General features: G+C 42.7%; 9 protein-coding genes and 1 pseudogene. 9 read left to right on the forward strand and 1 reads right to left on the reverse strand.

Going from position 1 to position 12,608, the window contains the following annotated elements:
* Positions 1-213 precede the first annotated feature (213 nt).
* From gatC to gatB, 3 genes are read left to right on the forward strand one after another with little or no spacing between them, the layout of a single operon-like run.
* The gene (gene gatC / locus CW370_RS19580; RefSeq protein WP_003219442.1) at positions 214-504 is read left to right on the forward strand and encodes an Asp-tRNA(Asn)/Glu-tRNA(Gln) amidotransferase subunit GatC; all 291 of its coding nucleotides are present in this window, start codon (positions 214-216) and stop codon (positions 502-504) included.
* A 15-nt stretch (positions 505-519) separates the two neighbouring features.
* A complete protein-coding gene (gene gatA, locus CW370_RS19585; RefSeq protein WP_003242878.1) occupies positions 520-1,977 on the forward strand; it encodes an Asp-tRNA(Asn)/Glu-tRNA(Gln) amidotransferase subunit GatA in 1,458 nt (485 codons plus the stop codon).
* A 13-nt stretch (positions 1,978-1,990) separates the two neighbouring features.
* Positions 1,991-3,421 (forward strand): Asp-tRNA(Asn)/Glu-tRNA(Gln) amidotransferase subunit GatB, encoded by a 1,431-nt coding sequence (gene gatB, locus CW370_RS19590; RefSeq protein ID WP_003219444.1) that lies wholly within the window; start codon positions 1,991-1,993, stop codon positions 3,419-3,421.
* A gap of 14 nt (positions 3,422-3,435) precedes the next feature.
* On the opposite strand, the pseudogene CW370_RS19595 reads toward gatB, so the two are convergent.
* Positions 3,436-4,306 (reverse strand): annotated as a pseudogene (locus CW370_RS19595) (TetR/AcrR family transcriptional regulator).
* Between the two features lie 131 nt (positions 4,307-4,437).
* Here CW370_RS19595 and srfP point away from each other — a divergent pair.
* From srfP to CW370_RS21635, 6 genes are all read left to right on the forward strand, one after another.
* On the forward strand, positions 4,438-7,596 hold the full coding sequence (gene srfP, locus CW370_RS19600) for a surfactin resistance protein SrfP (protein WP_024572745.1): 3,159 nt from the start codon (positions 4,438-4,440) through the stop codon (positions 7,594-7,596).
* A gap of 151 nt (positions 7,597-7,747) precedes the next feature.
* Positions 7,748-8,659, forward strand: a complete 912-nt coding sequence (locus CW370_RS19605; RefSeq protein WP_003233894.1) for a diacylglycerol kinase — start codon at positions 7,748-7,750, stop codon at positions 8,657-8,659.
* A 309-nt stretch (positions 8,660-8,968) separates the two neighbouring features.
* Positions 8,969-10,348 carry a 23S rRNA (uracil(1939)-C(5))-methyltransferase RlmD gene (rlmD, locus tag CW370_RS19610; RefSeq protein WP_029946479.1) on the forward strand — a complete coding sequence of 460 codons (1,380 nt, stop codon included), beginning with the start codon at positions 8,969-8,971 and terminating at the stop codon, positions 10,346-10,348.
* A 397-nt stretch (positions 10,349-10,745) separates the two neighbouring features.
* Positions 10,746-11,129 (forward strand): hypothetical protein, encoded by a 384-nt coding sequence (locus tag CW370_RS19615; RefSeq protein ID WP_024572635.1) that lies wholly within the window; start codon positions 10,746-10,748, stop codon positions 11,127-11,129.
* Between the two features lie 97 nt (positions 11,130-11,226).
* Positions 11,227-12,048, forward strand: a complete 822-nt coding sequence (locus tag CW370_RS19620) for a hypothetical protein (RefSeq protein WP_024572636.1) — start codon at positions 11,227-11,229, stop codon at positions 12,046-12,048.
* A gap of 16 nt (positions 12,049-12,064) precedes the next feature.
* The coding region (locus tag CW370_RS21635; protein WP_234398245.1) for a hypothetical protein at positions 12,065-12,608 on the forward strand (544 nt) is incomplete at its 3' end.

Raw genomic sequence — 12,608 nt, forward strand, 5'->3', positions numbered from 1 at the left:
GAATAAAGAATAAAACGCTTTCAAAAAATAATTAAAGTAAAAATATTCAGAAAAATATTTCGTTTCTCCTTCGCCTCATTTTAGTATAAAATATATAGGGTATTGTTTCGAAAACACAGGCCTGTCTTAAGGCGTTTTGTTGCTTTAAAGGGCTTGTTTTTGATATGATCAGTATTATATGACTTAACGGAGAAATATGTGGAGGTGGATCATATGTCACGAATTTCAATAGAAGAAGTAAAGCACGTTGCGCACCTTGCAAGACTTGCGATTACTGAAGAAGAAGCAAAAATGTTCACTGAACAGCTCGACAGTATCATTTCATTTGCCGAGGAGCTTAATGAGGTTAACACAGACAATGTGGAGCCTACAACTCACGTGCTGAAAATGAAAAATGTCATGAGAGAAGATGAAGCGGGTAAAGGTCTTCCGGTTGAGGATGTCATGAAAAATGCGCCTGACCATAAAGACGGCTATATTCGTGTGCCATCAATTCTGGACTAAAGGAGGGACACAAGAATGTCATTATTTGATCATAAAATCACAGAATTAAAACAGCTCATACATAAAAAAGAGATTAAGATTTCTGATCTGGTTGACGAATCTTATAAACGCATCCAAGCGGTTGATGATAAGGTACAAGCCTTTTTGGCATTAGATGAAGAAAGAGCGCGCGCATACGCGAAGGAGCTTGATGAGGCGGTTGACGGCCGTTCTGAGCACGGTCTTCTTTTCGGTATGCCGATCGGCGTAAAAGATAATATCGTAACAAAAGGGCTGCGCACAACATGCTCCAGCAAAATTCTCGAAAACTTTGATCCGATTTACGATGCTACTGTCGTTCAGCGCCTTCAAGACGCTGAAGCGGTCACAATCGGAAAACTGAACATGGACGAATTCGCCATGGGGTCATCTACAGAAAACTCAGCTTACAAGCTGACGAAAAACCCTTGGAACCTGGATACAGTTCCCGGCGGTTCAAGCGGCGGATCTGCGGCTGCGGTTGCTGCGGGAGAAGTTCCGTTTTCTCTTGGATCTGACACAGGCGGCTCCATCCGTCAGCCGGCTTCTTTCTGTGGCGTTGTCGGATTAAAACCTACATACGGACGTGTATCTCGTTACGGACTGGTCGCATTTGCGTCTTCATTAGACCAAATCGGGCCGATTACACGTACGGTTGAGGATAACGCGTTTTTACTTCAAGCGATTTCTGGCGTAGATAAAATGGACTCCACGAGTGCAAATGTGGACGTGCCTGATTTTCTTTCTTCATTAACTGGCGACATCAAAGGACTGAAAATCGCCGTTCCGAAAGAATACCTTGGTGAAGGTGTCGGCAAAGAAGCGAGAGAATCTGTCTTGGCAGCGCTGAAAGTCCTTGAAGGTCTCGGCGCTACATGGGAAGAAGTGTCTCTTCCGCACAGTAAATACGCGCTTGCGACATATTACCTGCTGTCATCTTCTGAAGCGTCAGCGAACCTTGCACGCTTTGACGGCATCCGCTACGGCTACCGCACAGACAACGCGGATAACCTGATCGACCTTTACAAGCAAACACGCGCTGAAGGTTTTGGAAATGAAGTCAAACGCCGCATCATGCTCGGAACGTTTGCTTTAAGCTCAGGCTACTACGATGCGTACTACAAAAAAGCGCAAAAAGTGCGTACGTTGATTAAGAAGGATTTCGAGGACGTATTTGAAAAATATGATGTTATTGTTGGACCGACTACACCGACACCTGCGTTTAAAATCGGTGAAAACACGAAGGATCCGCTCACAATGTACGCAAACGATATCTTAACGATTCCGGTCAACCTTGCCGGCGTACCGGGAATCAGCGTGCCATGCGGATTAGCAGACGGACTTCCGCTCGGCCTGCAAATCATAGGAAAACACTTTGATGAAAGCACTGTATACCGCGTTGCTCATGCATTTGAACAAGCGACAGACCATCATAAAGCAAAACCTGAACTGTAAGGGGTGAAAAGAATTGAACTTTGAAACGGTAATCGGACTTGAAGTCCACGTTGAGTTAAAAACAAAATCAAAAATTTTCTCAAGCTCTCCAACGCCATTCGGCGCGGAGGCGAATACGCAGACAAGCGTCATTGACCTCGGATATCCGGGCGTCCTGCCTGTTCTGAACAAAGAAGCCGTTGAATTCGCAATGAAAGCCGCTATGGCGCTCAACTGTGAGATCGCAACGGATACGAAGTTTGACCGCAAAAACTATTTCTATCCTGACAACCCGAAAGCGTATCAGATTTCTCAATTTGATAAGCCAATCGGTGAAAACGGCTGGATCGAAATTGAAGTCGGCGGCAAAACAAAACGCATCGGCATCACGCGCCTTCACCTTGAAGAGGATGCTGGAAAGCTGACGCATACGGGCGACGGCTATTCTCTTGTTGACTTCAACCGTCAAGGAACGCCGCTTGTTGAGATCGTATCAGAGCCGGACATCCGCACGCCGGAAGAAGCGTACGCGTATCTTGAAAAGCTGAAATCCATCATCCAATATACAGGCGTTTCTGACTGTAAAATGGAAGAAGGCTCACTTCGCTGTGACGCCAATATCTCTCTTCGTCCGATCGGCCAAGAGGAATTCGGCACAAAAACGGAATTGAAAAACTTGAACTCCTTTGCGTTTGTTCAAAAAGGCCTTGAGCATGAAGAAAAACGCCAGGAGCAGGTTCTTCTTTCCGGCGGCGTCATCCAGCAAGAAACTCGCCGTTATGATGAAGCAACGAAGAAAACCATTCTTATGCGTGTCAAAGAGGGATCTGACGACTACCGTTACTTCCCAGAGCCGGATCTAGTCGAGCTCTACATTGATGATGAATGGAAGGAACGCGTAAAAGCAAGCATTCCTGAGCTTCCGGATGAGCGCCGCAAGCGTTATATCGAAGAGCTTGGCTTGCCTGCATATGACGCGATGGTTCTGACGCTGACAAAAGAAATGGCTGATTTCTTCGAAGAAACCGTTCAAAAAGGCGCTGAAGCTAAACAAGCGTCTAACTGGCTGATGGGTGAAGTGTCAGCTTACCTAAACGCAGAGCAAAAAGAGCTTGCCGACGTTGCCCTCACACCTGAAGGCCTTGCCGGCATGATCAAATTGATTGAAAAAGGAACCATTTCTTCTAAGATCGCGAAGAAAGTGTTTAAAGAATTGATTGAAAAAGGCGGCGACGCTGAGAAGATTGTGAAAGAGAAAGGCCTTGTTCAGATTTCTGACGAAGGCGTGCTTCTGAAGCTTGTCACTGAGGCGCTTGACAACAATCCTCAATCAATCGAAGACTTTAAAAACGGAAAAGACCGCGCGATCGGCTTCCTAGTCGGACAGATTATGAAAGCGTCCAAAGGACAAGCCAACCCGCCGATGGTCAACAAAATTCTGCTTGAAGAAATTAAAAAACGCTAATAAAAAAGCAGCCCTTAGAGGCTGCTTTTTTTATGGTCAAATTGAGATAAAGACAGAGATGAGAGCACGAAGCCTTTCAACTTCTTTGTCGTTGGTTCCGGTCAAATTGGACAGCATGCCTTTAATAATCGGTTTGCGCGGTTTATCCTGAGTCAATTCTTCCTCGATAACATCAAGTGACACGGTGATATCCTCGGGCAGCGTGCTGTTTTCTTTCACTTTCTGAATGTCCTCAAGCAACTGGTCTTTCTCCGCAGGCATCGGGTTGAAAATGTCTTTTGACACAATCGGATTGAGTGCAGAACGGCTCAGTCCCTGTACAAGATCATCCAGTCTCTCGATGATAAAGGCTGAGATTTCTTCTGCACCGATATTAAGCTCACTATTAAATACCATCACATTCATATAGGAATGCACGATGCCTCTTGCCATGATGGACAGATCTGCGATGTACTGCTCGATTCCTTTTCCATAAGACGACAGCAAGGCGTTCCGGTACAGCTTATCCGTCTCCATGGTTACTTTGTAAAAATATTGCTTGATTTCTTGATTTTCCGGAATGATATTTTCGGTAAGCAAAAGTACGATAAAATCTTTATGATCACGAAAATCCTCAAATTGAGCGCCAATTTGTTTTTTCAAAACTTCTTTAGGCGGCTTTCCAGCAAGATCTTCTTCTATATTTTTCATTTTGTTCATAGACATACCGATATAATATTCACAGGCAGATAACAGCAGCGCTTCTTTCGATTTGAAGTGCAAATAAAAAGCGCCCTTCGAAATGCCGCATTCACTGGCGATTTCTTGGATCGTCGTAGCTGCGAATCCTTTTTTCGCAAATAAACGAATGCTGGTTTTTATAATTCTCTCTTTTTTTTCATTCATGACGTGCTTCCCCTTAATCCTTGAAAAATTTAGTAAAATTTTCTGGTATATGAGTTGACGTTGTTGCGTTATAACGTTTAGTATTATATAGAATGACCAGTCAGTCAATAAAAAATGTAATGGAGGATATGATGAATCACGTTATTAATTTCGTTCTGAAAAACAAATTCGCCGTATGGCTGATGACGATTATTGTAACGGCAGCCGGCTTGTATGCGGGTATGAATATGAAGCAAGAGTCTATTCCTGACGTGAACATGCCTTACTTGACGATCAGCACGACATATCCGGGTGCGACACCAAGCCAAGTGGCTGATGAAGTGACCAAACCGGTTGAACAAGCCGTGCAGAACTTGGACGGTGTCAGTGTTGTGACTTCGACGTCCTATGAAAACGCATCGTCGGTCATGATTGAATATGATTATGAGAAAGATATGGACAAAGCGAAAACAGAAGCAGCTGAAGCGTTAGAAAACGTCAACCTGCCTGATGACGCGAAGGATCCGGAGATTTCACGCTACAGCTTGAATTCATTCCCGATTCTGACGCTGAGTGTGTCCAGTGATAAAGATAACCTGCAAGAGCTAACGAAACAAGTGGAGGACAGCCTCGTTTCTAAGCTTGAAGGCTTAGAAGGCGTTGCGTCCGTCCAAGTATCAGGCCAGCAGGTGGAAGAGGTTGAATTCTCTTTCAAAGAAGACAAACTGAAGGAATACGGCCTTGATGAAGATACAGTCAAGCAAGTGATTCAAGGTTCAGATGTGACAACTCCGCTTGGATTGTACACATTCGGAAATGAAGAAAAATCTGTCGTCGTTAGCGGCGATATTGAAACAATTAAAGATTTGAAGAATATGAGAATCCCGACGGCATCTGCTTCAAGTGCAGGAAGCAGCGCAGCATCTCAAGCGGCGGCGCAGAGTGCACAGGCAGCCCAAAGCGCACAAGCGGCAGCACAGGCGCAGCAAAGCGCAAGCACAGCAGTGCCGACGGTCAAGCTTTCTGACATTGCCACAATTAAAGATGTGAAAAAAGCTGAATCCGTTTCACGCACAAATGGCAAAGACAGCATCGGCATCAACATCGTCAAAGCAAACGATGCGAATACGGTAGAGGTTGCCGACGATGTCAAAGCTGAGCTGAAAAAGTTCAAAGAAGACCATAAAGGCTTCAATTACAGCGCAACTCTCGACATGGCGGAGCCGATCACACAGTCAGTTGACACGATGTTAAGCAAAGCCATTTTCGGTGCTATTTTTGCGATTGTGATTATTCTCTTATTCTTAAGAGATATCAAATCAACATTAATTTCGGTAATTTCAATTCCATTATCATTGCTGATCGCACTCCTTGTGCTGCAGCAGCTTGATATCACATTGAATATTATGACGCTCGGCGCAATGACCGTTGCCATCGGACGTGTAGTCGATGACTCCATCGTTGTGATCGAGAACATTTATCGCCGAATGAGACTCAAAGACGAGCCGCTCCGCGGAAAAGCCTTGGTTCGTGAAGCGACGAAGGAAATGTTTAAACCGATCATGTCATCAACGATTGTGACAATTGCGGTATTCCTGCCGCTCGCACTTGTAGGCGGACAAATCGGTGAGTTGTTTATTCCGTTTGCCTTAACGATTGTTTTTGCGCTTGCCGCATCCCTGGTGATTTCAATCACGCTTGTGCCGATGCTCGCACACAGCCTGTTCAAAAAATCATTAACCGGTGCGCCGGTTAAAGCGAAAGAACACAAACCTGGCAGACTTGCAAACATCTATAAAAAAGTATTGAACTGGGCGCTGAGCCACAAATGGATCACGTCTATCATCGCTGTTCTGATGCTCCTTGGAAGCTTGTTCCTCGTACCGTTAATCGGTGCCAGCTACCTGCCGTCCGAGGAAGAAAAAACGATGCAGCTCACATACAGCCCAGAACCGGGTGAAACGAAAAAAGAAGCCGAAAATGAAGCTGAAAAAGCGGAAAAAATCCTGCTTGACCGCAAGCATGTCGATACGGTTCAGTATTCATTAGGCTCTGGCAGCCCGCTTGCCGGAGGAGATTCTAACGGTGCGTTATTCTATATCAAATATGAAAGCGACACGCCTGACTTTGATAAAGAAAAAGATAACGTTCTGAAGGAAATCCAAAAGCAATCTGACCGCGGAGAATGGAAGTCACAGGACTTCAGCTCTTCAGGCAATAACAACGAATTAACATACTATGTGTATGGCGATTCTGAAAACGATATTAAAGACACGGTCAAAGACATTGAAAAAATCATGAAAGATGAAAAGGATCTGAAAAACGTAAATTCAGGCCTTTCCAGCACATATGATGAGTACACATTTGTCGCTGACCAAGAAAAACTAAGCAAACTCGGTTTAACTGCGTCTCAAATTTCTCAGGCCTTAATGTCACAAACATCGCAAGAACCGCTCACCACAGTGAAAAAAGACGGCAAAGAGCTTGATGTGAACATTAAGACAGAAAAAGACGAGTATAAGAGTGTGAAAGATTTAGAGAATAAAAAGATCACTTCCGCGACTGGCCAGGAAGTCAAAATCGGCGATGTGGCAAAAGTGAAAGAAGGATCAACATCAGATACCGTGTCAAAACGTGACGGAAAAGTCTATGCGGATGTCACAGGTGAGGTTACATCTGACAATGTCACAGCCGTATCAGCTGCTATCCAGAAGAAAATTGATAAGCTTGACCATCCTGATAACGTATCGATTGATACAGGCGGCGTATCAGCGGATATCGCTGATTCCTTCACGAAGCTCGGTTTAGCGATGCTGGCAGCAATAGCGATCGTTTACCTTGTGCTCGTGATTACCTTCGGCGGAGCGCTAGCGCCATTTGCGATTCTGTTCTCATTGCCGTTCACAGTCATCGGTGCCCTGGTCGGACTTTACGTATCAGGTGAAACGATCAGTCTGAACGCAATGATCGGTATGCTCATGCTTATCGGTATCGTTGTCACGAATGCCATTGTCTTAATTGACCGCGTGATTCATAAGGAAGCGGAAGGCCTGTCTACGAGAGAAGCGCTCCTGGAAGCCGGCTCTACACGACTCCGTCCGATCCTGATGACAGCCATTGCGACAATCGGCGCCTTGATTCCATTAGCACTCGGCTTCGAAGGCGGAAGCCAAGTCATTTCAAAAGGACTCGGCGTCACGGTTATCGGCGGTTTAATCAGTTCAACACTTCTGACACTCCTGATCGTGCCAATCGTATATGAAGTATTGGCGAAGTTCCGCAAGAAAAAACCGGGAACGGAAGAAGAGTAAAAAAACTAAAAGCCTCAGCTCTGCTGAGGCTTTTGTGCGTTTTCACCTGTAAGATTATGTACATTTTGTTGCGATTTTTTTAACTCATAGTATAATTAAAGGTTGTTAGTGTAAAAATGGATCGGATACTCTTAAGTAGGATGATGAGATAATGAAACGTGCACGCATAATATACAATCCGACTTCAGGACGGGAGATCTTTAAAAAGCATCTTGCCCAGGTCCTGCAAAAATTTGAACAAGCCGGCTATGAAACCTCCACCCATGCGACGACATGCGCAGGAGACGCTACACACGCTGCCAAGGAAGCGGCATTGCGTGAGTTTGACCTGATCATTGCGGCAGGCGGAGACGGAACGATCAACGAGGTCGTCAACGGGCTTGCGCCTTTAGACAATCGTCCGACACTTGGTGTGATTCCAGTCGGCACAACGAACGACTTCGCCAGAGCGCTCGGCATTCCGCGAGAGGATATTTTAAAAGCAGCAGATACGGTCATTAACGGCGTCGCCCGCCCGATTGATATCGGACAGGTCAACGGCCAGTATTTTATTAATATCGCCGGAGGAGGCCGTCTGACCGAGTTGACGTACGACGTGCCAAGCAAACTCAAAACAATGCTCGGCCAGCTTGCTTATTATTTAAAAGGAATGGAAATGCTGCCTTCACTTCGTCCGACAGAAGTCGAGATTGAATATGACGGCAAGCTGTTTCAAGGTGAAATCATGCTGTTTTTGGTCACGCTGACAAATTCCGTCGGCGGGTTCGAAAAACTCGCGCCGGATTCCAGCCTGAATGACGGCATGTTTGATTTGATGATACTAAAGAAAGCAAACCTTGCTGAATTTATCAGGGTCGCCACGATGGCGCTTCGCGGCGAACACATCAACGACCAGCACATTATTTATACAAAAGCGAACCGCGTGAAAGTCAATGTATCAGAAAAGATGCAGCTGAACCTGGACGGCGAGTACGGCGGCATGCTGCCGGGCGAATTCGTGAATCTGTATCGGCACATTCACGTCGTCATGCCGAAGGAGAAAGCGGAACAGCTGGATGACTAAAACTTGGCTTTGTAAGCCAAGCTCAGAATGTTGACAAAATCCTAAAACAGTTTTCGTTTTAGGATTTTGTCATCTTTTCAGCGTGATTGAAAACCTTTGAAGTCTAGGAAGGACAAGCATTGGAGCGTACTTCCGCAGGATGCGGTGACAGCGGCGTTTGAGCAGGACGCTCTAGTTTTTAGCCGCTGGTCTTTTTACGTGAGCACCGAAGCACAGGACTGACAACGAATGCGAAGGTTTGCCTACACGCTGAAACTTGGCTTGAATAGGCCAAGTTTTTCTTTCGCTTAAAACAAGAGGTGAACATACATGAAAATGAAACCCCCAGTAGAAAAAAACGAATACTATGACGTGACGTTTGAGGATTTGACGCATGAAGGAGCGGGCGTAGCAAAGGTCCAAGGCTTTCCGATCTTCGTGCCGAATGCCCTGCCCGAGGAAAAAGCGCAAATCAAAGTAACACGCGTCAAAAAAGGTTTTGCTTTCGGACGCTTGATTGAGCTGAAGGAAGAAAGCCCGCATAGAACGGAAGCCCCATGCCCAATTTACAAGCAATGCGGAGGCTGTCAGCTTCAGCACATGACCTACGAAGGCCAGCTCCTGTTTAAACAGAAACAAGTCAAAGACGTCTTAGAACGCATCGGCAAGCTGGACCTTTCAAACGTCACCGTGCACCCGACACTCGGCATGGAAGACCCTTGGAACTACAGAAACAAAGCACAGGTGCCGGTAGGAGAACGGGAAGGCGGACTCGTCGCGGGATTTTATCAGCAAAGAAGCCATGACATCATCGACATGAGCGCCTGCCTGATCCAGCAATCCAAAAACGACGAAGCCGTTCAAGCTGTCAAAGACATTTGCGCAAACTACGGTGTCAAAGCCTACAACGAAGAACGCCACAAAGGCTGGCTCCGCCACATCATGGTCAGATACGGCGTTGTTACGGGCGAAATGATGATCGTCTTCATCACAAGAACAAGCGACTTCCCGCACAAAGCGAAGATCATCGAAGACATCACAGCGCAATTCCCGCACGTTAAATCAATCGTGCAAAACATCAACCCGAACAAAACAAACGTCATCTTCGGGAACGAAACAAACGTCATCTGGGGCGAAGAATACATCTACGACCTCATTGGAGACGTCAAATTCGCCATCTCCGCCAGATCGTTTTACCAAGTCAACCCCGAGCAAACAAAAGTGCTCTACGACAAAGCGCTTGAGTACGCGGAACTGAAAGGCGAAGAAACCGTCATTGACGCCTACTGCGGCATCGGTACAATTTCTCTCTTTCTGGCAAAGCAGGCGAAAAAAGTGTACGGTGTAGAGATTGTACCGGAAGCAATTGAAGATGCGAAACGAAACGCAGAATTAAACGGCATCACAAACGCAGAGTTTGCTGTTGGAGAAGCGGAAACCGTGATTCCAAAGTGGTACGAAGAAGGCATCACAGCAGATACGCTAGTCGTCGACCCGCCAAGAAAAGGCTGCGACGAAGCCCTCCTGCGGACGATTGTGGAGATGAAGCCGAAGCGGGTGGTGTATGTGTCCTGTAATCCGGGGACGCTTGCGAGAGATTTGCGGGTGCTTGAGGATGGCGGGTACGTGACGCGCGAAGTGCAGCCTGTGGATATGTTTCCGCATACGAATCATGTGGAGTGTGTGGCTGTGCTGAAAATCAGACAATGAAGTGACTCTGTTAAGTACAAAGACATAATAATAAAATAAACAAACCTTAGTTTATATAAACTAAGGTTTGTTTATTTTATTAAAAATTCAGGTAATCCTCAAAAGCTGTACCTACTGAAGTAATGTAGAGTATGAATGTAAACTAGTATAAAAGCAAAAGTTGATATATGCTCACAGGGTGTATTTATTGATCAACGATAAAATGATTTTAAGTTGTAGTATTTTATTAGGTAAAGACTATAGGATATATTATCCTTCGTATTGAAGTCTATTTGACCATAGGGATAGAAAAAGAGAGAATAGTTTCGTATTTTTTGAAGAAAATACAAAAAGCAATCTTGAAATTAAAAGAATTATATGCAATAATAACCATTGTAAAATAAAAGGAGGAATTTAGATGAAAAAGAAAATTGTAGCTGGTGTTTTAGGATTAACATTATTAATGCCTCTTGGGGCTGGAGCTGCTTACAAAAGTTATACAGGATATGTTTTAGGAGCCCATAGTACAAATAACTATACATCATATCATACAAAAGGAACTTCTAACCAACATATTATGAATACTGTAGAAAATTTCCAAAATGCTTCTTCAGCCAATTTTTGGGCGCAAAGAAGCGGTGCAGATACTGTTTCTTCTAAATACAACCAGAAAAAAGGCAATACAACTAAAATTAAATTCGATGATACAGTTAATAAAGGCAAACAAGTTAGATTAGCAATGGAAAACGCAAACTGGTGGGGTTCTAGAGCATTTGTAGCTGGACGAGCTGATTTTAGATAAGTAATTTATTAAATTTTCTTTAAAGCACTTTATTCATAAAGTGCTTTATGTTATTTTATTATTAGAAAATTTAACTTGAAAAAGAAGGAAGATAGGGATGAAATTTAAATATGAGATTAAAAATTGTTTAGCTAGAAGAGAAATACATTTTATTTTTAATTTGTTAATGATTCTTTCTATTATAGGGTTTTTAATGGAATGCATTGCAGTATATAATAAGAAAATGTCTTTTCTGAGATCTTCGGCAGAATCGAGTTTAATACAGGGAACTTATTCAGTATCAATAATGGGAACAGTTTTGATTATGTTACCAATTTTAAGTGGTATTATTTTTTCGGATTCAATACATACTGAATTTAAATCTGGTGTTTATAAGAGTATCTTAACTAGAGTCCCTAAGAAAACTTATGTGTTAACTAAGGCAGTTGTAATTTCCGTTACTACATTTTTTGTATTCTTTATTCCTTTTATAGTAAATCAGTTACTTTGTACCCTATTCTTTCCGATTGAGGGATATGACAATATTTATTCACTCCCACCTTATGATATAGGGTTTCAAAATTTTCATTACGAGTATTTATTTGATTTCTTAAGAGTTCAACACCCAATTATTTATAATTTGTTTTTTGCTTTTTTAATTAGTCTTTTTGCTAGTGCTGTAGCTGTTTTAACATATTCTGTCTACTTTTTTACTCTAGAAAAAAATCGAATAGCAGGAATTGTTCTAGTATTCGGAGCTTATATTGTATCTACTATATTATTCAGTATTATAAGGTTGGATGGTTTCTCACTTTATGACCAAATTAAACCTGGACACATAGGTGATTCGGTTGGATTAATACTTTGGTTCATTTTTTTATTAGTATTATCATCATCCTTAATTATCTCCAAGGGCGTAAGAAAAGAATGGGAGTTATAATTGGAGGTAAAAATGAATGAATGGATTCACTAAACAAATCATTATTAATTTTCTAAATAATAAAAAGAATTTAATGGTCTTTTTAGGTATTTTATTTTTGCAGCTATACAATACTATGAAAGTAAATCAAGAATATTACTCTTATGATTATCTTTTAATACACCATTCTTTATTTAATAGTTCTCTATTACTTATTTTAATCTTACCAATATATATGTATTTTGTTATGGAATTATTCGGGGAATTCAACTACTTGTTGGTTTTCGTTAGATTTAAAAATGGTAAGCCATGGAGAGTTCAAAAAAGTATAGTTTTACTAGGTCTCTCTTTTTTGTTTACCCTCCTACTACACTCTGGAATGTTTCTATATTTAATCTTAAACAATTTTAATTCTTTGTTAGAAGAAACTAGTTTGATTATTCTTGGTTTTGTTTTATGTACTATAGGTTTTTATTTAATAGGAGAGATTATACTTTTTCTTGAAATTATATTAAAAAACAAGATAATATTAATATCCAGTCTTTACATAGTTTTTTTAGTTCCAGAATTTATAAAAGGGA

The organism is Bacillus sp. SN32 (genome assembly GCF_002837495.1).
GTDB lineage: Bacteria > Bacillota > Bacilli > Bacillales > Bacillaceae > Bacillus > Bacillus subtilis.

Excerpts from the sequence above, each read along its gene's own strand:
- gatC (WP_003219442.1), top strand. The coding sequence starts at position 214 with ATGTCACGAATTTCAATAGAAGAAGTAAAGCACGTTGCGCACCTTGCA.
- CW370_RS19615 (WP_024572635.1), top strand. The coding sequence starts at position 10,746 with ATGAAAAAGAAAATTGTAGCTGGTGTTTTAGGATTAACATTATTAATG.
- CW370_RS19605 (WP_003233894.1), top strand. The coding sequence starts at position 7,748 with ATGAAACGTGCACGCATAATATACAATCCGACTTCAGGACGGGAGATC.
- srfP (WP_024572745.1), top strand. The coding sequence starts at position 4,438 with ATGAATCACGTTATTAATTTCGTTCTGAAAAACAAATTCGCCGTATGG.
- CW370_RS19620 (WP_024572636.1), top strand. The coding sequence starts at position 11,227 with ATGAAATTTAAATATGAGATTAAAAATTGTTTAGCTAGAAGAGAAATA.
- rlmD (WP_029946479.1), top strand. The coding sequence starts at position 8,969 with ATGAAAATGAAACCCCCAGTAGAAAAAAACGAATACTATGACGTGACG.
- gatA (WP_003242878.1), top strand. The coding sequence starts at position 520 with ATGTCATTATTTGATCATAAAATCACAGAATTAAAACAGCTCATACAT.